Genomic DNA, 20,930 nt, shown 5'->3' on the forward strand with positions numbered 1-20,930 from the left:
TCGCTTCATCGACGGCAGGCCGCTGATTTCTTTTATATTAATGTTCCATCTGTCATGGTCGCGCGGGACAGGAGGAAAATGAAATGCGGGCAGCGGCCACCATGATGAACCACTTTAAGTTGCGGCAGACTGTGTCTGCGGCGTTTTACGTCGCGACGATGCTGCTCCTGCTTGGCATGTGGCAACCCGCCGAGGCACGCTCTCTCAGCGACATCGAAAAATATGCCGCCATCGTGGTGGACGTCGATACGAATGAAGTCCTCTATGCGCACAAGGCGGATGCCGCTCGTCATCCCGCCTCCATCACGAAGGTGATGACGATGATGCTGGCCTTCGATGCGCTCGACGCCGGCAAGATCAAGATGGACGATCGGGTCGTCATGTCGGCGCATGCGGCGGCGCAGCCCCCCTCGAAACTGGCACTGGGCAAGGGCGGATGGTTGACGGTCGAGGAGGCCATCCGCGTCCTCGCCACGAAATCCGCGAACGATGTGGCGGTTGCGCTGGGCGAACATCTGGCAGGTACGGAAGTCGCCTTCGCACAGGAAATGACGGAGAAAGCCCGATCGATCGGTATGAATGCAACGGCGTTCTACAACGCCTCCGGACTGCCTAATCCGGCTCACTCCACGACGGCGCGCGATCTGGCCACCATGTCGGCCTATCTGATTCAGCATTATCCGCATTATTATGCGTTTTTCTCGCAGCAGCAGTATAATTTCTACGGCAAGGTGTTGCCGAACCATAACCGGCTGCTCGGTAAGCTGGTGGGCCTCGATGGGATCAAGACCGGGTTTACCAACGCGTCTGGCTTCACGCTCGCGGCATCGGCTCAGCGCGACGGCAAGCGTCTGGTCGGTATTGTGCTGGGCGCACCGTCCACGAAGCTGCGCAACGACAATATGGCAAATCTGATCAATGCCGGGTTCGATGTTCTGCGGCAGCGGAAGTTTGGTCGCAACGTTACGGTCGCCAGCTATATGAGTGAACCGGATCAGGCGCTGGGTAATTGGAACCCGGTCGTCGCGCAGGGATCACTGGATGAAGCTGAAGAGCCGGACTTTCAGCCCACCGCGGGAAATTAAGCTAAACAGCCCGGGGGCAGTTAAACTTCGGGTTCCAGCAGTTCGTGCAGGTGCACGACCAGATATTTCATCTCCGCATCATCGACGGTGCGCTGTGCATGAGCGCGCCACGCCTTTTCAGCGGTCTTATAGTCGGGGAAGATGCCCACAATATCGAGTGCAGAGGAATCTTCGAACTCCAGTCCGCGTGGATCCTTGACCCGACCCCCGAACACGAGATGCAATTTGCTGTCTGAAGCGTCGTGCTGTTTCATATCCGCCGCTATAGCGCCGCCTGCTCGGCCTGCAAGCGCCTCATTGTATCCTGCATGAAAGCGTCAAAGTCCTCGCCGGTCCAGGCGCGGTGGTCGCCTTCGGCATAAGCGATGGCGTTCCGGTGATAGATGGCAGCATTCAACCGGTTCGCGAGCCAATTTTCGCGCGTACGAATGACCTTTGCCGGGCTGCCAACGACGATGCTGTTCGGCGGGACGATCGTGCCGTCCTTCACATAGGCGTGTTGCCCGACGATGGAGTTGTTCCCGATCACAGCGCCGCCGTAAATGGTGGAATTGATGCCGATCAGGCAATTATCACCTATCGTGCAATTATGAAGGGTCGCCCTGTGGGTGATCGAACAATGTTCGCCTACCGTGACAGGGCCGCCTGGATCCGTGTGGATCATGACGAAGTCCTGTATGTTCGTCATGGCGCCGATGCGGATCGACGCTGCCTCCGATCGCATGACCACATTCATCCAGACGGATGAACCACGGCCCAGCTCTATGTCGCCATAAAGCTGGGCCGACGGGTCCACATAGGCGGCCTCACCTGTCGAGAGGCGGGACCTCAACTGATGCGTTTCTTCATCAATGTGACAAGGCCGTCAAAGCCATTGCGGCTGATATAGGCGTTGAAATCCTGTTCCTGCGTCAGCGCCATATTGACGCCGGAAACCTTCAGGTTGCGGATTTTGAAATCACTGCCGCCCTTTTTACGGACCTGCCAGACGGCATCGACCGGGTTGCCCGATTTCGGCGTGATGCGCGTGTAGACTTCAACATCGCCGCGGCTTCCCCGCGGAACGGCACGCGTTACCGACAGTTCGGAATCCTCAAAAGCGAACAGATTATTCGTGTAGGTAGCGACGACCCATTGCGGGAAGACCTTCATATACTCACGATACTGTGTGTCGCTGATGTCCTGACGGTGGCGGCGGATCAGATACTGGCCAATATAGTTCACGTCGAAATTGCTGGCGAGCATCTTGCGCAGTTCTTCCTGCGTCTGCGGCGACTGCGCGTCGCCCGAGCGGATCACGCCAAATGCGTCTTCCGCCAAACCGTCGATAAAGGCCGACGCGGCCTTTGTGTCGCTATCGGTCGCGGCCTGCGCTGAAGCGGGCGTCGCAACAAGGATGCTGAGGGGGGCTGCCATCGAAACGAGGGCGGCCGCTATGAAGGGCTTATGGAATTTCATGGAAATACTCCTACTTACCGGCGCGCAGGACATAGGATATGACCGCCGCGCGCTCGTCTGGTTTCTTCAAACCGGGAAAGGCCATTGTGGTTCCCTTCACGGTCTTTCTGGGGTCGTTCAGATATTCGTCGAGGCTGTCGCGCCCCCAGACGATATTCGATGCCTTCATGGCCGGGGAATAGCGCTTGAAATCAGCGGTTCCCGCTTCGCGACCGGACAGGCGAGTCAGCGAAGGACCCAGACGTACCTTCTCTCCGGGAACGTTAGGATCCCAGTGGCAGGCGCCGCAGCGTGTCTTGAACAGCGCTGCGCCATCAGGCGCGGATAGGGCAGGGATCGACATGAAGGCCGCAATGCCTGCGGCAATGGCAAACTTTATATGACCGTACATCGAAAAGGCGATTCCTCACTCTAGGTAGCTATTCCTATCGCAAGAATCCGATGAATTCGCGGTGAATTTCTCAAATGAATTTTCGGAGTGCCACGCAGATGCCCGCGCCGGCCCCGGCGTAGCTGTATATCGCGGCCGAAAGCTCGGTCAGTACCGCCGCAGCAGTCCAACCAGCTTGCCCTGCACCTTCACCTGGCTGGCGCGGTAGTTTTGCGGCTTGTAGTCCTTATTGGCAGGATCAAGCCGGATCATGTCGCCATTCTTGTTGAGCGTCTTCAGGGTTGCATCATTATCGTCGACCAGGGCCACGACGATGTCACCCGTGCGGGCATCGTCGCACCGTTCGATAAGGGCGTAGTCGCCGTCAAAGATCCCGGCCTCGATCATGGAATCGCCGGACACCTCCAGCGCATAATGATCGCCCTTCCCCAGCAGGGACGTAGGCAGACTCAGGGTTTCCGTGGTCTCTAGCGCTTCAATGGGCTGACCTGCGGCGATACGGCCGTGAAGCGGGATGTCGACGATATCCGGTTCTGAATCGTTGGCCGCCCGAACACTCTTCGGCTTGGCGCCGAAATCGACCTTTCTTACTTCGGCTTCGGGCATACGCAGAACCTCCAGCGCACGCGCGCGGTTCGCGAGGCGGCGAATGAACTTCCGCTCCTCGAGGGCGCTGACAAGCCGATGAACGCCACTTTTCGACTTGAGATCGAGAGCTGCCTTCATTTCTTCAAAAGAAGGAGAAACGCCGGTCTTCCGCAACCGTTCGTCGATGAACCTCAACAGTTCGAATTGCTTCGCCGTCAACATCGTTCGCGCTCCGTTCCCATGAACAATAGAAGAACGGGTAGGGGGTAAATCAGGTCCTGTCAAGTATCAGGACGGGCACCGACTCGCCGGTGGTGGCGGGTTTTGCATGGGACGGACGTATGATCAGCGCATTCGCGCGTGCCAGGGCCGCCAATTGCGCACTGTCCTGTGTTGCGAGCGGCGCCACAACGTCGCCGGAGAGGGTGGCACGCAGATGATCGCGCCTGTCCCCGTTCGCCGGAAGGGGCTGGCCAAGCCGTGCATTGGTCTCGCCCAACGCTGGATCCGCACCGCGAAGGGCCAAAACCATCGGTCTGACAAAGAGAAGCATGCAGACATAGGCGGAGACCGGGTTGCCCGGTAGCCCGACCAGGCGGGCAGCGCCGAGAGTTCCTGCAATCAGAGGTTTGCCTGGCTTGATGGCGATGCGCCAGAAATCGAGCGTGGCGCCGGCGTCATCGAGAGCGTCCTTGACGAGATCATGGTCACCGACGCTGGCGCCGCCGATGGTGATGATGATGTCGAATTTAGATGCACGCATCAATGCGTCGCGGATTTGCGCGCGATCATCCGGAACGATGCCGAAATCTTCAACATCTGCGCCTGCCGCGGCCAAGGCCGCGGCGATCATTGGGCCGTTGCCGGCGACAATCTGGGATGGTCCCGGCGGCGTTCCGGGGGGCACCAGTTCGTCACCGGTGGCGATGATCGCGACGCGCGGGGCGGCGTGCACCTGAAGCCGGGCATGTCCCGCACTGGCCGCCAGACCAACGACAGGGGCAGATACGAGACTGCCGACAGGGAGCAATTCCTGGCCGTTGGAATAGTCATTGCCTTCGGGCCGTATATGTGCGCCGATTTCTGGCGGGCCGCCCCCCTTCAGGGTCAGCGTATCGCCGGATCGTTCCACATCCTCTTGAACGATCACGGTATCTGTGCCGCCCGGAACCGGAGCGCCTGTAAATATCCTGATCGCGGCGCCCTTTTCGACGGAGCCGGCAAACCCCGCCCCGGCTGCGCTTTCGCCCCGAACTGTCCATGGGCCGGGCATATCCGCCCATCGGATGGCATATCCGTCCATTGCCGAGGCGGCGAAGGGCGGTTGTGTCAGTTTTGCAATCAGCGGCGCCGCAAGAATCCGTCCCCGCGCCGCCTCAAGCGGCACATCCTCTGCGGCAAGTGGTACAATTCCCGACAAAAGCCGGTCGTACGCATCCTCGAAGCTAAGCATTCTCCGCGCGCCAGTCCCCCGACTTGCCACCGCTTTTCGATTTCAGGTGCAGGTTTTCTATCCGCATTCCCTTATCGATCGCCTTGGCCATGTCGTAGATCGTCAGGAGTGCGACCGAGCAGGCGGTCATCGCCTCCATCTCGACACCGGTGCCAAAAGTGGTGGTCGCCATTGCCTCTGCCGACACGCCGCCATCATCCACCTGCAGCTCGATGGTGACGCTGGTGAGCGGCAGGGGGTGGCACAGCGGGATGAGTTCGGATGTTTTCTTGGCCGCCATGATGCCGGCGATACGGCCCGCGGCCAGAACGTCGCCCTTTGGCACCGAACCGGAGGCGATCGCATCGCGCGCCTCCGCAGACATCGAAATCCGACCTGCCGCCACGGCGATACGCTTGGTCTGGGCCTTCGCCGAGATGTCCACCATCTGCGCCGCACCGTCCGCGTTCAGATGCGTCAGATCAGGCACCGATCAACCTCCGCGTGGCGGCGGTGACATCATCCTGCCGCATCAACGTTTCGCCAACCAGAAATGCCTTCGCACCGGCATTCGCCAGGCGGTCCAGATCATCGATGCGGGCAAGCCCGCTTTCCGCGACAATCAGCCGATCGGCGGGAACAAGGGGGGCGAGGCGCTCGGTCGTCGACAGGTCGACCTCCAGCGTTTTCAGATTGCGATTATTGATGCCGATCAGGCGCGATTTCAGGCGAAGGGCCAATTCAAGCTCTTCTTCGTTGTGCACCTCTACGAGCACATCCATGCCCTGCTCCCGGGCGAGCATTTCCAGGTCGCGCGCCTCATAGCGGTTAAGCGCCGCCATAATCAGCAGGATGGCGTCCGCCCCCATCTCTCGGCTCTCGATGACCTGATAGGGGTCGACGATGAAATCCTTGCGCAGGATCGGCAGGTCGACACCGCCGCGAACCGTACGCAGAATTTCGTCGGATCCCTGGAACCACTTATCCTCTGTCAGAACCGAAAGGCAGGCGGCGCCCCCGTTTACATAGGCGCGTGCCAGCTTTGCCGGCTCGAAATCCTCGCGGATGAGCCCCTTGGACGGGCTGGCCTTTTTCAACTCTGCGATCAATGCGTGCCGGCCGCTCACCGCTTCGAGAGCAGCGATGAAGCCGCGCGGTGGGTGTATGGTCGCCGCCTTCGCCTCGAGGATCGCCTGCGGCACGGCAGTTTTGCGGGCAATCAGTTGCTCTCTCTTATAGGCGATTATCTCCTTGAGCGTGTCGCTCATCGAAAGGCCCTCCATTGATCCAGCTTGTCGCGTGCCGCGCCCTCGTCGATGGCGGCGGCTGCTTTTGCGGCGCCGGATTTCAGGTCGCCGGAAACGCCCGCGATGCATAGGGCCGCCGCAGCATTCATGACAGTGATATCGCGATAACCACCGTGCGCACCGTCCAGCAGGCGGATGAGCGCATCGGCGTTCTCCTTCGGTGTGCCGCCGCGTATTGCGTCGATATCGTGCTGTGCCAGCCCGGCCTCGGCGGGGGTGATGGTCTTCGTCGTCACTTCGGCCTCGGTCAGGCTACTGACGCGGCTACCCGTGGTGACGGTCAGTTCGTCCAGCCCATCGCCCCCGTGGACGACACTGGCGCTGACGGCGCCCAGATCGCGCAATGCCTCTGCTAGCGGCTCTGTCCAGCCGGGGGCGAACACGCCGACCAACTGCCGCTTCACGCCAGCCGGATTGGCGATTGGTCCCAGCAGGTTAAAAATGGTTCGCCGCCCCAGTGCCCGCCGCACGGAGGCGACCCGCGCCATAACCGGATGATGACGGGCGGCGAACAGAAAGCCGATGCCGACCTCCTGGATTGAAGCCTCGACGCGGTCAGGGGCGAGATCAAGATCGAGGCCAAGGCAGCTGAGCACATCCGCGGCGCCCGACTGTGATGATGCCGCCCGGTTGCCGTGCTTTGCGACCGGAACTCCGCAGGCGGCAACGATGATCGCCACGGCGGTCGAAATGTTGCGGGTGTGCATACCGTCGCCGCCGGTGCCGCACACGTCGATGGCCCCCTCCGGTGCGTCGACGGATATCATGCGCGCGCGCAGGACGCGCGCGCCTGCGACGATTTCTGCCACCGTTTCCCCACGCTTCGCCAGTTGCAAGAGAAAGCGGCCGATTTCGGCATCGTCCAGACCGCCGGATAGGATGGTGTCGAAGGCAGCTTCGGGATCGTCGAGCGGCCGGGAAGGGTCGGGAAGCTTCATTCCGCCAGTCCCGCAAGCTCCAGAAAGTTCCTGAGCAGTGCATGGCCGTGCTCGGTCGCAATGCTCTCAGGATGGAATTGTACGCCGTGCAGCGGCAAGTCGCGGTGGCGAAGTCCCTGGATGATCCCATCGTCTGAATGGGCATTGGCGACAAAAGGTGCAGGCGTGGCCTCGACAATCAGCGAATGATAGCGCGTTGCCAGATAGGGCGAGGGCAGTCCCGCGAACACGCCGGTGCCGTCGTGGATCACGGGCGACGTCTTGCCGTGCATAACCTTTGGTGCGCGGATGACGTTGCCGCCATAATGCTGCGCCATCGCCTGATGGCCCAAGCAAACGCCTAGCAGGGGAATGCGCGCCTCTGCGAGGAGAGGAATGATGTCGAGCGAGATCCCTGCTTCGTCAGGCGTGCAAGGGCCGGGCGAGATGACGACTGCATTGGGCCGTCTTGCGACCGCCTCTGCTGCGGAAAGCGCGTCGTTGCGCTCTACCGCCACCTCGGCCCCCAATTCCTGCAGATAGTGGACCAGATTATATGTGAAACTGTCGTAATTATCGATGACGAGGATCATGACGCGGCCATTTCGTCAAAGAAGTTCAAGACGATGGTGGTTTCCGTCATTGTCCGAAGCCCGTGTCGGCGGCGCGGCGAAGCGCCTCCCGCGCTGCGGCGACCAGCGCGCCCGCCTTAGCCTCGCACTCGCGTTGTTCGGACGCTGGGTCGGAATCGGCAACAATGCCGGCGCCCGCCTGTACATGCATGCGACCATCCTTGATCACCGCAGTTCGCAGAACGATGCAGGAATCCATGTCCCCGGCAGGCGAAAAATAGCCGACGCCACCTGCATAGGCACCCCTGCGCTCTGGCTCCAGTTCGGCAATGACCTGCATTGCGCGCACCTTTGGCGCGCCCGAGACGGTACCGGCGGGGAAGCCGGCCATCAGGGCATCGATGGCATCATTACCGGGTGCCAGGTCGCCGCGAACGTTCGAAACGATGTGCATGACGTGGCTGTAAAATTCGATGGTCTCGCGCTCCGTCACTGCAACGCTGCTGCGGGCGGCGACGCGTCCAACATCGTTGCGGCCAAGATCAAGCAGCATCAGATGTTCCGAGCGTTCCTTTGGATCGGCGAGGAGGCTTTCGCGATTGGCGGCATCCTCCGCCGCATTCTTTCCGCGCGGGCGTGTACCGGCGATGGGGCGGACCGTGACCTCTCCATCCCGCACCCGCACGAGGATTTCCGGGCTGGAGCCAACCAACGCGAAGTCCGGCATGTCGAGCATGTAGAGGAAAGGCGAGGGATTGATGCGCCTCAGTGCGCGATAAAGCTCCAGCGGTGGCAGCGGGAAATCCATGGAGAAACGCTGTGCGAGGACCACCTGGAAGATATCGCCTGCGAAAATATACTCCTTTGCGGCGGCCACCATTTCGGCATAGCGTTCCGGTGCCACATTGGGGCTGAGCGCGCCATCCGGGAGGTCCGGCAGATGCGTTCGGTCCTTCAGCGGGCCAGCAAGTTGCGATTGAGCGGTTTCAATGCGCTCCACCGCCCTTTCGCGCGCTTCCTCTGCCGTCAGGTGGGATGGGTAGACGGGGGCGGCAATAAACAGGGCGTCGCGCAGACGATCGAATACCAGCAATAAGGACGGGCGCACGAACATCATGTCGGGCAGGGCCAGCCCCTCGCCTTCGGCGGGGGGAACCGGTTCAATCAGGCCGATGCTTTCATAGCCAATATGACCGACAAGCGTAGAGAAGGCGGGGGGCAGCACCTCTGGCACGTCCATCCTGCTGCCGGCAACGAGGTCGCGCAGCACGGCCAGCGGATCGCCCTCTGCGGCGGTCCACGCATCCTTGTCTTCGCCGAACCTGCGATTGATCCCGCACTGCTTTCCCTGCGCGCGAAAGGCGAGGTCGGGATCGAAGCCGAGCATCGAATATCGGCCGCGGACCGTTCCCCCCTCTACGGATTCGAGAAGGAAGGAGCCGGATTTGGCGCGACCCAGTTTCAGCATCGCGCTTACCGGCGTATCGGTGTCGGCAACCGCCTCAGTCCATAGGATTTGCGGTGTGCCGGCATCATAGGCGGCAGCAAACGTGCCCCGGTCGGGCGCGATCATTCCCATTTTTGCCGGCATATTGCGATCTACTCGCCCGTCAGTTGAACGCCGCGATATTGCGCCTCTAGCGCATTGAGGGCATTCGGAAACCGCTCGACACCCACATGTTCGGTGACCGCTCTTGCAAAGGTTTGCTGCAATTCCTGCGCGCTCACCTGCCGCAGCTGTGATCTGATGGTCGTGACGAACCCGGGGGCATCCGCGAGCTTCCCGGGCACGATGTCGCTGGTCTCCACCACGACAACCGCACCGCGTTGCGGGTCGGGAACGGCACGGACCTCTCCCTCTTCCTGCACAAAGCCGAGCGCCAGGGCTGTCGGCACCTGCCCCTCTTGTGCCGCAAGTTCCACACGCCGCAGCGTCAGATCCTGAACGGGTGGCAGGCCGCGGCTTTGCAGTTCGGTCGCCAGTGTAGCTCCGCCCTCTACCGCGGCAACGATCTCCTCGGCAGCCTCTTCCGCAGCCTCTATCTGTCGTTCAACGCGCAATTGCTGACTGACCTGTTCGCGGATCTGCTCGAGCGCAACGGGTGCTGGCGCGATCACTTCCTCCGTATGGACGAGCGCGAAGACTCCATCACCGATTTCCGCTGCGATGGGCTCCTCGTCCGGGCCATAGTCAAAGACGACGGGCAGTACGGGCGCAGCATTGTCGGGCAATGTGAATTCGGGTGCGTCCGGTGTCTGGCCGGTATCGGTAAGAGGCGGCGGCGATTGAAGTTGCAGATCCAAATCTTCTGCCACCTCGGCCAAAGATGCGCCATCGGCAAAGGCATCTTCTGCCTCTCCAACCAGGTCCGCCATTCGCGCCTCCGCCTTTTCTCTTCTGAGGCGAGTCCGGATTTCGTCGCTGACGTCTGCCAGCGGGCGCCCAGGAACAGATTCTATCGCGTCGACGATCCCGACCCGGTAGCCATATTCCGATTCGACGGGACCGAATACCTGCCCCTGCGGCGCTGCGAATGCGGTATCGGCCAGCGCCTCGTCGGCACTCGCCGTCAGTTCGATCCGGGAAAGCGTCCCCAGCTCCAGGTCCTCTGGGGTGAGTTCGAGCATGTCTGCAGCTACCTGCGCGAAGGATTCGCCGGCCTTCACCCGGTTAACGAACTCAGCCGCCTGTGCCTGACTGGGGATGATCGCCTGTCGCACTGACCGGCTTTCGCTGGCGCCGTAAAGGTCATCTCCCGCTTCATAGGCGGCAGCAATTTCCTCGTCTGAAACTGCAATCTCTTCGGCCAGCGCCGAACGGTCGATCAGCGCATAAAGGAATCTGCGTCTCTCCGGGACTGTGAAGCGCTGGAGATTTTCCTGATAATATGCCTCCACCTCCTGCTCGGACGGGGCGGGACGGTCGGCAAAATTCTGGAATGGTACAAACCCGACGTTCAGTGTGCGTTGTTCCAGTTGATACAGCGCAATCGGTTCCGCCAGGCCGCGCGGAACCTGGGGCGTCTCCGCGACCGTCGCCAGAAGATGGCGGCGTATAACGTCGTCCCCCAAATCCGTACGTAGCATTTTCGGGTCGATCCGCTGCTGGGCGAGGACCTGCTTATAGGTGGCCTCATCGAATTCGCCGGTCGGTCCCTGAAATGCCGCCATGCTCGCGATTTCGCCATCTACCAGCCTCTTCGACGTGCCGAGGCCCATTTCCTCACCAAAAATTCTGAGGGCCACGGCGCCAATCAGGCGTTCCAGCGTAGCGTTCAGTCCCCCTTCTTGCAGGATCTGTTCGGTCGTAACCTCTGGATTTTCCTGCCGTACGATCTGCAGGGTGCGATCGAACTGGTCCTGCAGCCGGGCCTGGGTAATCGGTTCGCCGCTAACTTCTGCGACCGTATCGGACGGCGGGCCACCCAGCGGATTTCCCATGCCGACGATAACGAAGGCAACGAGTACCAGTGCAAGAAGCCCCAGCATAAGGGGATTTCTAAGGGCACGGCGAAGGGCGGAAATCATCTGGGGACCTGCCTCGTGTCGATGGGTGGCGTAAAACTAGAGGTGCTTATAGACGCCATGGCCTTATCGGCAAGACGAAGGGGAATCATGCGCCATGGCGGACCGGAAATTGATCGCAGGTAATTGGAAGATGAACGGCACCCATGCCGATCTGGAGAGGTTCGGCGCCTATTCGGAATTGGCCGCAGATGCTCCGCAGCAGGTTCGCGTTGCGCTGGCAGTTCCGCACACGCTGCTGTTCTCGGCGGCGGAACGGGCGGCCGATAGCAGGCTGGGTATTGGCGGCGAGGACTGCCACGCCAATGAAAATGGTGCCCATACAGGTTGTGTCTCTGCCCCCATGCTGCGCGCGGCCGGGGCAAGCTTCACGATTCTGGGTCATTCAGAACGCCGTGCCGATCAGGGCGAAACCGACGCCGACGTGAAGGCAAAGGCCGAAGCGGCGTTGCGGGCCGGTCTGGACCTGATCATTTGCGTCGGCGAGACAGAGGCCGAACGTGATGCCGGCGATGCGGAGTCCGTCGTGGGCAGGCAATTGGCCGGGTCGATTCCCGAATGCGATTCCGCCCGGCTGACGATTGCGTACGAGCCTGTATGGGCAATCGGCACGGGTCGGACGCCTACTGTTGAGGATGTGGCGGCCATGCACGACCATATTCGCTCGGCTCTCGCAGCTCGCTTTGGCGAGGCTGGGCAGGGCGTGCTGATCCTTTATGGCGGTTCGGTAAAAGCTTCCAACGCGGCAGAGCTGCTTTCCGCCAGCAATGTCGGTGGTGCGCTGGTCGGCGGTGCAAGCCTGAAGATCGAGGATTTCCGGCCAATCGTGGAGGCGGCGGCATAATTCTGCCCCGTTTGGCGACGGCGGCGGTACGGACAGAGCGTCCCGCCGCGTCGCAAACCTTGCGTAGCATCCCAATCCCATTATATCCGCGCGCATCATGTCACCTGCCGTACACACCTTCGTCCTCGTCGTTCACGCGATGCTTGCCATCGCGCTCGTCGCTGTCATTTTGATGCAGAAGTCGGAGGGCGGTGCCCTCGGTATCGGCGGGGGACCAGGCGGGCTGATGACGGCGCGCGGTGCCGGCAACCTACTGACGAAGGCCACGGCGTGGCTGGCGGTGGTATTCATCGGCACCAGCCTGATGCTGGCAATTCTTGCTGCCCAGGGCCGCGATGTTAGCGCGATCGATACCAGCCTGGCCGCCGATCCGACGGCCCTATCGCCGGGAATCGCGGACGAGGTGCAGGGCGATCAGCCGCAGGACCCGGCACTGTCGACCCCGACAGAAGAAGTTGACGACGTTCCCTTTGCCGTACCCGGCGGTGCAGTTGACGATAATGCCGAGGACGTACCGCTGGCGCGCTAGCCAGATCGGATCGTTGCCGCAGTAAAGTTCGATGTCGCAACATTCTAGGCTAGCGAATCCCGCGCGGTCCGGACTATAGCCATCCTCCCATGGCGCGGTTCATTTTCATCACCGGCGGCGTGGTTTCCTCGCTTGGCAAAGGTCTTATGGGCGCGTCTCTCGCGGCCCTTCTGCAGGCGCGCGGCTATAAAGTCCGCATCCGCAAATTCGATCCCTATCTGAACGTCGATCCGGGGACGATGAGCCCCTATCAGCACGGCGAGGTGTACGTCACCGACGACGGTGCGGAGACTGATCTCGACCTGGGCCACTATGAGCGCTTCACCGGAGTGCCCGGCCGCCAGTCGGACAATATCACGTCCGGCCGGGTCTATTCCGACATCATAGCAAGGGAACGCCGCGGCGACTATCTGGGCGCGACGGTGCAGGTCATCCCGCATGTCACCGACGCCATTCAGTCCTTTGCAAAGAACCTGACCGACGATCTGGATTTCGTGATTTGCGAGATCGGCGGCACGGTCGGCGATATCGAATCGCTGCCCTTCATTGAGGCGATCCGGCAGCTGCGGAACGATGTTGGTGTGGAAAACACCGTCTTCATCCACGTCACGCTGGTTCCCTATATCGCGGCAGCGGGCGAGCTAAAGACCAAGCCGACGCAGCACAGTGTGCGCGAGCTGACCTCTCTGGGGATCCAGCCGGATGTGCTCGTCTGTCGCTGCGAACATGAACTGCCCGAGGAAGAACGGCGCAAGATCGCCCTGTTCTGCAATGTCAGGAAAGAGGCGGTCATTCCCGCACTCGACGCCCGATCAATCTACGAAGTCCCCCTAAACTACCATGATGAGGGACTGGACCGGGAGGTGCTGCGCTCCTTTGGCGTTGCGCCGCGCCATGCGCCGGACCTGTCGCGCTGGACGGACATATCCGACCGGTTCCGCAATCCCGAAGGTGAAGTCACGGTGGGCATCGTGGGCAAATATACCGGCCTGCAGGATGCCTATAAGTCATTGCAGGAGGCGCTGGTCCACGGCGGCTTCGCGAACCGGGTAAAGGTGAATATCCGCTGGCTGGACAGCGAACTGTTCGAAGGCGACGAACCCGACCTGGACGCACTGGAACCGCTTCACGCCATTCTGGTACCCGGCGGCTTTGGCAGCCGCGGGTCGGAGGGCAAGATCGCCGCAATCCGCTTTGCACGCGAACGCAAGGTTCCGTTCTTCGGCATTTGCCTTGGCATGCAGATGGCGTGCATCGAGGGTGTCCGCGCCGCCGGAACGATGGCTGCATCGACCACCGAATTTGGCACGACGACGGAGCCCGTAGTCGGCCTGATTACCGAATGGATGTCGGAAAAAGGCCTGGAAAAGCGCGAAGAGGGCGGGGATCTGGGCGGTACGATGCGGCTTGGCGCTTATCCCGCAATTCTGGAAGCCGGCAGCCGAATTGCGAATATTTACGGCACCACGGAAATTTCCGAACGGCACCGTCACCGTTATGAGGTGAATAATGCCTATCGTGCGCCTCTGGAGGCCGGCGGTCTGGTATTTTCCGGCAACAGCCCGGACGGCCTGCTGCCCGAGACGATCGAACGACCCGAACATCCCTGGTTCATCGGCGTACAGTTTCACCCGGAACTAAAGTCGAAGCCGTTCGAGCCACATCCGCTGTTCGCAAGCTTCGTTAAGGCGGCGGTGAAGCAGAGCCGCCTGGTATAAAACCGTTCCTGCAGCGCGCGAGCGCTTCTTCGGCGCGCAATTCATTGAAAAGGGCCGAAAAGCAAACGGGCCGCCCACTCCCCCAAGTGGACGACCCGTATCCCCCGCTCTCGCAGCGCGACGAGTAACTGTCTGTCCACAGGGGTGCCACCTGGGCCCTTGTTCATCAAGGGGAAAGATAAGAGGCGTTGCATTTCATTCGAGACCTGTGTCCTTGCAACCACACCGCTTGCGCGGCGCCGCGCGCATGCTATCAGCCGCGCACCATGAAAATGTCCCGCACCTTCGTTCCCGTCCTTCGCGAAACTCCGGCCGATGCGGAGATCGTCAGTCACCGACTAATGCTGCGCGCTGGCCTGATCCGGCAGACGGCGGCAGGTATTTATGCCTGGCTGCCCCTGGGTCTGCGTGTGCTGCAGAAAATTTCGGACGTTGTGCGCGCCGAACAGGAGAGGGCCGGTGCGGCGGAAATGCTGATGCCGACGATCCAGTCTGCCGATTTGTGGCGCAAGTCCGGGCGCTATGATGCCTATGGGCCCGAAATGCTGCGGATCGCAGACCGGTCGGGGCGGGAGATGCTTTACGGACCGACGAACGAAGAAATGATAACGCAGATCTTCATGTCCGAGACGAAGAGCTATCGCGATCTGCCGAAGACCCTGTTCCACATTCAGTGGAAATTCCGTGACGAGGTTCGCCCCCGTTTCGGCATCATGCGCGGCCGCGAATTCCTGATGAAGGACGCCTACAGCTTCGATCTGGACGAGGCGGGCATGAAGGAAAGCTATGAGGCGCAGTTCCGCGCCTATCTGCGCACGTTTGCGGCACTGGGGCTGAAGGCCGTTCCCGTGCGCGCGCCCTCGGGCCCGATCGGCGGCGACATGAGCCATGAATTTCATGTGCTGGCGGAAACGGGCGAAAGCGCGATCTTCTACGATGCTGCGCTGGAAGAGATCGATATCGATGCTCCCGATGCCGTCGAGCGGCTGTCCGCCACCTATGCGATGGAAGAGGAGGAGCACGCGAAGGTCGCTGATTGCCCCGTGCCGGCCGACCGCCTGCTGAAGCGGCGCGGCATTGAGGTCGGCCACATCTTTGCCTTCGGCACCAAATATACCCAAAGCATGGGCTTCAGCGTGCAGACAAAGGATGGCGGCACGATTCACCCGCTGATGGGCAGTTACGGTGTTGGTGTATCGCGTCTGATGGGCGCCTTGATCGAGGCCAATCACGACGATGAAGGTATCGTCTGGCCGGACCAGGTGGCGCCCTACCGCGTTGGCCTCATCAATTTGCGTCAGGGTGACGCGGATTGCGACGCCATGTGCGATGATCTTTATGAGCGCCTCTCCGCCGCCACGTCCGTGTTGTACGATGATCGGGACGAGCGGGGCGGTGCGAAATTCGCGACGATGGATATGATCGGATTACCGTGGCAGGTGATCGTCGGGCCGCGCGGCGTAAAATCCGGTGTGGTGGAGATGAAAAACAGGCGCACGGGCGAGAAGATGGAATTGTCGCCGGATGACGCCATGGCGAAAATCGCCTCCTGATGCTTGCCTCCTACGAACGGGCTCTCGCGCGTCGGTATTTGCTGCCGGGCCGGGGAGAGGGGTTCATCTTTCTAGTTGCCGTCATCAGCCTGATCGCGGTGGCGCTGGGCGTTGCTGCCCTGATCAGCGTGACGTCGGTGATGAACGGCTTTCGCACCGAATTGTTCGAAAGGATCAATGGGCTGAACGGCGATGCCGTCGTCCAGGGATTCGGCGGGCGACTGCCGGACTGGCAGCCCCTCCTTGAGGACATAGAGGCGACGCCAGGTGTCACCCAGGCCGCGCCGATAATCGAGCAGCCCCTGCTCGCCAGCTATCGAAACCGCGCCGAGGGTGTGCTGCTGCGCGGGACGCGGCAGGAGGATCTGAGCCTGGTACCACAGGTTCGCGATGGCGTGGTGGCAGGTCGGCTGGCAGACCTTTATCGCGGGGAGGAGCCGCGGGTGGCGATTGGCGCGCGCCTTGCCGAAGCAATGGGTGCAACCGTCGGCGACACGATCAGCCTGATCTCTCCCGAAGGGCAGACGACTCCGTTCGGCACCACGCCGCGCATCGTGCCCTATCAGGTGGCGGCGATCTTCGAAGTCGGCATTTTCGAATATGACAAGGCGATGGTGCTGATGTCGCTTTCCGACGCTCAGCTTTATATGCGCATGGGCAACGATGTCGGCGCGATCACCATTAACACCGTCGACAGCGCAAGGGTGGACGAGATTCTGGCCCCCATTCCCGCCCTGCTGCAGGGCAGGGGGGTGATGATGGATTGGCGGCAGATGAATGGCGTCCTTTTCCAGACGCTGCAGATCGAACAGACGGTGATGTTCGTCATCGTCGGTTTCATCATCCTGGTTGCCTGTTTCAACATCCTGACCAGCCTGATCATGCTGGTACGCGCCAAGACCAAGGACATCGCAATCTTGAGAACGATGGGGGCGGGGCGCGCGGCGATCATGCGTGTGTTCGTTACAGTGGGTACGCTGATCGGCACCGCTGGAACCGGGCTGGGCGTTATATTGGGATTCGGCTTCCTGACATTTCGTCAGAACGTGGTGGACGGGATCGGCACTTTGACGGGCGTGGACCTGTGGGACCCCTCGATACGCTATTTGACGGAGCTGCCAGCGCGCACCGATCCAGTCGATGTGACGGTTACAGTGGTTGCCGCGATCGTGCTCAGCTTCCTTGCGACCCTCTATCCCGCGTGGAAGGCGGCAAACACCGATCCGGTCGAGGTGCTGCGGTATGAATGACGGAAACGCCATCCTGCAGGTCCACGATCTTGCCCGCAGCTTCAGGCAGGGAACTGCAACGATCGAAGTGCTGCGTGGAGTCGACCTGTCAATCGCACCCGGCGAGATCATTGCGCTGCTGGGCCCGTCTGGCAGCGGAAAATCGACCATGCTGCAGGCAATCGGCCTTCTGGAAGGCGGGTTTCAGGGGACAATCCGCATCGCGGGCGAGCAGGTAGAGAAGGCGGACAGCGCAACGCGAACGCGCGTGCGCCGCGAGCGGCTGGGCTTCGTTTATCAATTTCATCATCTGCTGCCGGATTTCACCGCTGAAGAGAATGTGATCATGCCGCAGTTGATTGCGGGCATCGACCGTACGGCGGCGAAATCGCGCGCCCGTTCCCTGCTGACCGAATTGGGACTGGGCGAACGCCTTACCCACCGTCCCAGCCAGCTATCGGGCGGAGAGCAGCAACGCGTTGCGGTTGCGCGCGCGCTTGCGAACAATCCCGCACTGATTCTGGCCGATGAGCCCACGGGAAATCTGGACGAAGCCACGGCGGGGCGCGTGCTTGCCGAATTCCTTAAAGTGGTGCGCGATCGCGGTCATTCAGCTCTCGTCGCGACGCATAATGTCGCACTTGCCCAGCAGATGGACAGGGTAGTGGAACTACATGAAGGGCGGCTCGCCTGACGCGTTGCAGCAACGGTGACTGGCTCACCTCGTCGTGTCGTGAGCAACCTTTACCTCTAGTTACTTGACGACGAACTCTTTGCGTGATTCAAGGCACTTGAGATGAACGTTTCAATCCGCTTCGCAGACGCTTACCAAAGCTATGTGCGCCCCATTCTGGCGCCGACCATCTGTCTGCTGACCATCTTGTTTTTCGGATGGCATACGCTGGCTGGCGAGACGGGTTTGCTGGCGCTGGGTGGATATCAGGAGCAGCAGGTGCAGCTTCAGAAACAGGCGCAGGCGCTGGCAGATCGCCGCGCCGATCTGGAGCGCAAACGCGCCATGCTGGGCGACCGGATAGAGCCGGATTATGGCGAGGAACTGGTCCGTGAAAAGCTCGGCCTGGTGCATGACGACGAGATCATTGTCCGTCTGGAAGATTGATCGCGGCAAGCTGCACCGCATCCGCAACTTCGCCCGCTTTTTTGCGTTGGCCCCTCGCAATCATCGAAACGGCGCGTTACAGCCGGGACGGTTCCTCGATCCGAAAGGCTTCTAATGGCGGCTAAGAAGACGGCAGCAACACCGGAGAAGGATGCACCCCGCGTCCGTGTCAGCGATGCGCGTCCAGGTCTGGATCCCATCTCCGCACCCGACCGGTACGAGGCAAACCGGGAGGAACTGACCGAATTCTACCGTCAGATGCTGACCATCCGCCGTTTCGAGGAGAAGGCGGGTCAGATGTACGGTATGGGCCTGATCGGCGGGTTCTGTCACCTTTACATCGGTCAGGAGGCCGTCGTCGTTGGCCTTCAGGCTGCGGCAAAGGAACAGGATAGCGTCATCACCGGCTATCGCGACCATGGCCATATGCTTGCCTGCGGCATCCCGCCGAAGGTGGTGATGGCGGAACTTACCGGCCGCGCCGCCGGCATTTCAAAGGGCAAGGGCGGCTCCATGCATATGTTCAGCGTGGAGCACGGGTTCTACGGAGGCCACGGTATTGTCGCGGCTCAGGTGCCGCTGGGCACCGGTTTGGGTTTCGCGCACAAATATAAGGAAGATAATGGCGTCTGCGTCACCTTCTTTGGCGACGGCGCCGCCAATCAGGGGCAGGTGTACGAGAGCTTCAACATGGCGGAGCTGTGGAAGCTGCCCGTGCTCTACGTCATCGAGAATAATCAATATGCGATGGGAACGTCCGTCAATCGCGCCAGCGCCGAGAACGAACTGTTCCGTCGCGGCGAAAGCTTCCGGATCGAGGGGATGCAGGTAAACGGCATGGACGTGCTCGACGTTCGCGGCGCCGGCGATGCGGCCTTTGAATGGGTTCGCAGCGGCAAGGGGCCGCTGTTGATCGAGATGATGACCTATCGTTACCGTGGACATTCCATGTCCGACCCGGCGAAATATCGCAGCCGAGACGAGGTGACCGACGTGCGGACAAAACGCGATCCCATCGAGGCGGCAAAGCAGCTTCTTCTGGAGATGGGAGAGAATGAAGACGGTCTGAAAGAGATTGAAAAGGGCATCCGCGCGGAGATCAACGAGGCGGCGGACTTTGCCGAACAGACGCCGGAGCCTGAGCTGAAAGAGCTTTATACCGACGTGCTGGTGGGGACATATGGATCATGATGAAAGCCGATCCACGTTCCCGCCATGCTGAAGCAATTTTTAAGGTCTGCATCTGATGCCCATCGAGATCAAACTGCCCGCAATGTCCCCGACCATGGAGGAAGGGACGGTTGCGAAGTGGCTGGTGGAAGAAGGGGATCAGGTCGAACCCGGCGCGCTGCTCGCGGAGATTGAAACCGACAAGGCCACCATGGAATTGGAAGCCGACGAGGGTGGCACGGTTGCCAAGATCCTCGTCGAGGCCGGTACTGAAGACGTGAAGGTCGGAACGCTGATCGCGATCATCGCGCGGGAAGACGAAGATGCCGACACGATCGAGGCACCCTCTGGAACATCGGATGACACGTCCCCTGAGGAGGATAACGAAGCATCGAAAGAGGAAACCTCCGCCGCCACCGCGGATGCGGAAACCGTGAAAGCGAAAGACGAGGAACCCGCCAGCCTGGCCGTCGACCCGGAGGTTCCCGAGGGCACCGAGATGAAGCGCCAGTCAGTGCGCGAAGCCCTGCGCGACGCGATGGCCGAGGAGATGCGCGCGGACGACACGGTCTTCGTCATGGGCGAGGAAGTCGCGGAATATCAGGGCGCCTATAAGGTGACGCAGGGCCTGCTGGAGGAATTCGGCGGCAAGCGAGTTATCGATACGCCGATTACGGAATATGGCTTTGCCGGCGTCGGCACGGGCGCGGCAATGGGCGGATTAAAGCCCATTGTGGAGTTCATGACGTTTAACTTCGCCATGCAGGCGATCGACCACATCATCAATTCCGCCGCGAAGACGAACTATATGTCCGGGGGTCAGATGCGTTGCCCCATCGTGTTCCGCGGCCCGAACGGTGCGGCATCGCGTGTTGGTGCGCAGCACAGCCAAAATTACGCGGCATGGTATGCCAGCGTGCCCGGCCTGGTGGTAATCTGCCCTTATGACGCTGCAGATGCGAAAGGGTTGCTGCGCGCCGCGATCCAGTCGCCCGACCCGGTGGTTTTCCTGGAAAACGAACTGCTTTATGGCCAAAGCTTTGACGTTCCCGCAGTGGACGACTGGGTATTGCCGATCGGCAAGGCCCGCGTCATGCGCGAGGGCAGTGACGTATCGCTGGTCAGCTATTCAATCGGTGTCGGCGTTGCCCTCGACGCGGCTGCGAAGCTGGCAGATGAGGGTATCGAGGCGGAAGTCATCGACCTGCGTACACTGCGGCCGCTGGACCGGAAGGCTGTCTTGAAATCCCTGAAAAAGACGAACCGCATGGTCGTTGTCGAGGAGGGATGGCCGACATGTTCGATCTCGGCGGAAATACAGGCACTGTGCATGGAAGAGGGCTTCGACGATCTTGATGCCCCGGTCCTGCGCGTTACGAACGAGGATGTGCCGCTACCCTATGCGGAAAATCTGGAAAAGGCCGCGCTCGTGAAGGTCGCTGACGTGGTCAAGGCGGCGAAACGGGTTTGTTACAAGGATTGATGGCCGCCG

General features: G+C 61.0%; 22 protein-coding genes. 10 read left to right on the forward strand and 12 right to left on the reverse strand.

All coding sequences use genetic code 11. From position 1 onward, the window contains the following. Positions 1-83: 83 nt before the first annotated feature. Positions 84-1,085 carry a D-alanyl-D-alanine carboxypeptidase family protein gene (locus ACSMXM_RS01430; RefSeq protein WP_460313321.1) on the forward strand — a complete coding sequence of 334 codons (1,002 nt, stop codon included), beginning with the start codon at positions 84-86 and terminating at the stop codon, positions 1,083-1,085. Positions 1,086-1,105: 20 nt separating this feature from the next. Here ACSMXM_RS01430 and ACSMXM_RS01435 read toward each other — a convergent pair whose 3' ends face one another. The 12 genes from ACSMXM_RS01435 to ACSMXM_RS01490 form a co-directional block, all read right to left on the reverse strand. Continuing rightward, on the reverse strand, positions 1,106-1,339 hold the full coding sequence (locus ACSMXM_RS01435) for a DUF4170 domain-containing protein (protein ID WP_460313323.1): 234 nt from the start codon (positions 1,337-1,339) through the stop codon (positions 1,106-1,108). An 8-nt stretch (positions 1,340-1,347) separates the two neighbouring features. Next, the gene (locus tag ACSMXM_RS01440) at positions 1,348-1,917 is read right to left on the reverse strand and encodes a gamma carbonic anhydrase family protein (protein WP_460313325.1); all 570 of its coding nucleotides are present in this window, start codon (positions 1,915-1,917) and stop codon (positions 1,348-1,350) included. Continuing rightward, complete coding sequence (locus ACSMXM_RS01445; protein ID WP_460313326.1) at positions 1,914-2,543, reverse strand: MlaC/ttg2D family ABC transporter substrate-binding protein; 630 nt, start codon at positions 2,541-2,543, stop codon at positions 1,914-1,916. The genes ACSMXM_RS01440 and ACSMXM_RS01445 overlap by 4 nt, the downstream gene beginning before the upstream one ends. A gap of 10 nt (positions 2,544-2,553) precedes the next feature. Further along, a complete protein-coding gene (locus tag ACSMXM_RS01450) occupies positions 2,554-2,934 on the reverse strand; it encodes a c-type cytochrome (protein ID WP_460313328.1) in 381 nt (126 codons plus the stop codon). Positions 2,935-3,081: 147 nt separating this feature from the next. Continuing rightward, a complete protein-coding gene (gene lexA, locus ACSMXM_RS01455) occupies positions 3,082-3,744 on the reverse strand; it encodes a transcriptional repressor LexA (protein ID WP_460313330.1) in 663 nt (220 codons plus the stop codon). Positions 3,745-3,793: 49 nt separating this feature from the next. Next, complete coding sequence (locus ACSMXM_RS01460) at positions 3,794-4,975, reverse strand: molybdopterin molybdotransferase MoeA (protein ID WP_460313332.1); 1,182 nt, start codon at positions 4,973-4,975, stop codon at positions 3,794-3,796. Continuing rightward, positions 4,968-5,444, reverse strand: a complete 477-nt coding sequence (moaC, locus tag ACSMXM_RS01465; protein ID WP_460313334.1) for a cyclic pyranopterin monophosphate synthase MoaC — start codon at positions 5,442-5,444, stop codon at positions 4,968-4,970. Before moaC ends, ACSMXM_RS01460 begins: the two co-directional genes overlap by 8 nt. Then, complete coding sequence (trpC, locus tag ACSMXM_RS01470) at positions 5,437-6,222, reverse strand: indole-3-glycerol phosphate synthase TrpC (RefSeq protein ID WP_460313335.1); 786 nt, start codon at positions 6,220-6,222, stop codon at positions 5,437-5,439. Before trpC ends, moaC begins: the two co-directional genes overlap by 8 nt. Then, the gene (gene trpD / locus ACSMXM_RS01475) at positions 6,219-7,199 is read right to left on the reverse strand and encodes an anthranilate phosphoribosyltransferase (protein ID WP_460313337.1); all 981 of its coding nucleotides are present in this window, start codon (positions 7,197-7,199) and stop codon (positions 6,219-6,221) included. Before trpD ends, trpC begins: the two co-directional genes overlap by 4 nt. Next, a complete protein-coding gene (locus ACSMXM_RS01480; protein WP_460313339.1) occupies positions 7,196-7,771 on the reverse strand; it encodes an anthranilate synthase component II in 576 nt (191 codons plus the stop codon). Before ACSMXM_RS01480 ends, trpD begins: the two co-directional genes overlap by 4 nt. 46 nt (positions 7,772-7,817) lie before the next feature. Continuing rightward, entirely contained in the window at positions 7,818-9,341 is a 1,524-nt protein-coding gene (trpE, locus tag ACSMXM_RS01485; RefSeq protein ID WP_460313340.1) for an anthranilate synthase component I, read from the reverse strand. 8 nt (positions 9,342-9,349) lie between these two features. Continuing rightward, positions 9,350-11,278, reverse strand: a complete 1,929-nt coding sequence (locus ACSMXM_RS01490; RefSeq protein ID WP_460313341.1) for a SurA N-terminal domain-containing protein — start codon at positions 11,276-11,278, stop codon at positions 9,350-9,352. 94 nt (positions 11,279-11,372) lie between these two features. Between ACSMXM_RS01490 and tpiA the strand changes: the two genes are divergently transcribed. The 9 genes from tpiA (at position 11,373) to ACSMXM_RS01535 (ending at position 20,921) form a co-directional block, all read left to right on the forward strand. Continuing rightward, a complete protein-coding gene (gene tpiA / locus ACSMXM_RS01495; protein WP_460313343.1) occupies positions 11,373-12,119 on the forward strand; it encodes a triose-phosphate isomerase in 747 nt (248 codons plus the stop codon). A gap of 97 nt (positions 12,120-12,216) precedes the next feature. Next, complete coding sequence (gene secG / locus ACSMXM_RS01500; RefSeq protein WP_460313345.1) at positions 12,217-12,648, forward strand: preprotein translocase subunit SecG; 432 nt, start codon at positions 12,217-12,219, stop codon at positions 12,646-12,648. A gap of 89 nt (positions 12,649-12,737) precedes the next feature. After that, positions 12,738-14,366, forward strand: a complete 1,629-nt coding sequence (locus tag ACSMXM_RS01505; RefSeq protein WP_460313346.1) for a CTP synthase — start codon at positions 12,738-12,740, stop codon at positions 14,364-14,366. A gap of 266 nt (positions 14,367-14,632) precedes the next feature. Continuing rightward, positions 14,633-15,919, forward strand: coding sequence for a proline--tRNA ligase (gene proS / locus ACSMXM_RS01510; protein ID WP_460313347.1), 1,287 nt, complete (start codon positions 14,633-14,635; stop codon positions 15,917-15,919). Next, positions 15,916-17,169: a lipoprotein-releasing ABC transporter permease subunit gene (locus tag ACSMXM_RS01515; RefSeq protein WP_460316326.1), complete on the forward strand. Its 1,254-nt coding sequence runs from the start codon at positions 15,916-15,918 to the stop codon at positions 17,167-17,169. The genes proS and ACSMXM_RS01515 overlap by 4 nt, the downstream gene beginning before the upstream one ends. Beyond that, a complete protein-coding gene (locus tag ACSMXM_RS01520; RefSeq protein WP_460313349.1) occupies positions 17,162-17,842 on the forward strand; it encodes an ABC transporter ATP-binding protein in 681 nt (226 codons plus the stop codon). Before ACSMXM_RS01515 ends, ACSMXM_RS01520 begins: the two co-directional genes overlap by 8 nt. A gap of 102 nt (positions 17,843-17,944) precedes the next feature. Beyond that, positions 17,945-18,268, forward strand: coding sequence for an FtsB family cell division protein (locus ACSMXM_RS01525; RefSeq protein WP_460313351.1), 324 nt, complete (start codon positions 17,945-17,947; stop codon positions 18,266-18,268). A 114-nt stretch (positions 18,269-18,382) separates the two neighbouring features. Further along, positions 18,383-19,459: a pyruvate dehydrogenase (acetyl-transferring) E1 component subunit alpha gene (gene pdhA, locus ACSMXM_RS01530; RefSeq protein ID WP_460313352.1), complete on the forward strand. Its 1,077-nt coding sequence runs from the start codon at positions 18,383-18,385 to the stop codon at positions 19,457-19,459. Between the two features lie 55 nt (positions 19,460-19,514). Continuing rightward, positions 19,515-20,921, forward strand: a complete 1,407-nt coding sequence (locus ACSMXM_RS01535; RefSeq protein WP_460313354.1) for a pyruvate dehydrogenase complex E1 component subunit beta — start codon at positions 19,515-19,517, stop codon at positions 20,919-20,921. Positions 20,922-20,930: the final 9 nt, after the last annotated feature.

The organism is Pacificimonas sp. ICDLI1SI03 (assembly GCF_054740865.1).

Bases quoted from the DNA above. Each gene is read 5' to 3' on its own strand.
- ACSMXM_RS01430 (WP_460313321.1), top strand. From the start codon at position 84: ATGCGGGCAGCGGCCACCATGATGAACCACTTTAAGTTGCGGCAGACT.
- ACSMXM_RS01435 (WP_460313323.1), bottom strand. From the start codon at position 1,339: ATGAAACAGCACGACGCTTCAGACAGCAAATTGCATCTCGTGTTCGGG.
- ACSMXM_RS01445 (WP_460313326.1), bottom strand. From the start codon at position 2,543: ATGAAATTCCATAAGCCCTTCATAGCGGCCGCCCTCGTTTCGATGGCA.
- ACSMXM_RS01450 (WP_460313328.1), bottom strand. From the start codon at position 2,934: ATGTACGGTCATATAAAGTTTGCCATTGCCGCAGGCATTGCGGCCTTC.
- lexA (WP_460313330.1), bottom strand. From the start codon at position 3,744: ATGTTGACGGCGAAGCAATTCGAACTGTTGAGGTTCATCGACGAACGG.
- ACSMXM_RS01460 (WP_460313332.1), bottom strand. From the start codon at position 4,975: ATGCTTAGCTTCGAGGATGCGTACGACCGGCTTTTGTCGGGAATTGTA.
- trpC (WP_460313335.1), bottom strand. From the start codon at position 6,222: ATGAGCGACACGCTCAAGGAGATAATCGCCTATAAGAGAGAGCAACTG.
- trpD (WP_460313337.1), bottom strand. From the start codon at position 7,199: ATGAAGCTTCCCGACCCTTCCCGGCCGCTCGACGATCCCGAAGCTGCC.
- ACSMXM_RS01480 (WP_460313339.1), bottom strand. From the start codon at position 7,771: ATGATCCTCGTCATCGATAATTACGACAGTTTCACATATAATCTGGTC.
- trpE (WP_460313340.1), bottom strand. From the start codon at position 9,341: ATGCCGGCAAAAATGGGAATGATCGCGCCCGACCGGGGCACGTTTGCT.
- ACSMXM_RS01490 (WP_460313341.1), bottom strand. From the start codon at position 11,278: ATGATTTCCGCCCTTCGCCGTGCCCTTAGAAATCCCCTTATGCTGGGG.
- tpiA (WP_460313343.1), top strand. From the start codon at position 11,373: ATGGCGGACCGGAAATTGATCGCAGGTAATTGGAAGATGAACGGCACC.
- secG (WP_460313345.1), top strand. From the start codon at position 12,217: ATGTCACCTGCCGTACACACCTTCGTCCTCGTCGTTCACGCGATGCTT.
- ACSMXM_RS01505 (WP_460313346.1), top strand. From the start codon at position 12,738: ATGGCGCGGTTCATTTTCATCACCGGCGGCGTGGTTTCCTCGCTTGGC.
- proS (WP_460313347.1), top strand. From the start codon at position 14,633: ATGAAAATGTCCCGCACCTTCGTTCCCGTCCTTCGCGAAACTCCGGCC.
- ACSMXM_RS01520 (WP_460313349.1), top strand. From the start codon at position 17,162: ATGAATGACGGAAACGCCATCCTGCAGGTCCACGATCTTGCCCGCAGC.
- ACSMXM_RS01525 (WP_460313351.1), top strand. From the start codon at position 17,945: ATGAACGTTTCAATCCGCTTCGCAGACGCTTACCAAAGCTATGTGCGC.
- pdhA (WP_460313352.1), top strand. From the start codon at position 18,383: ATGGCGGCTAAGAAGACGGCAGCAACACCGGAGAAGGATGCACCCCGC.
- ACSMXM_RS01535 (WP_460313354.1), top strand. From the start codon at position 19,515: ATGCCCATCGAGATCAAACTGCCCGCAATGTCCCCGACCATGGAGGAA.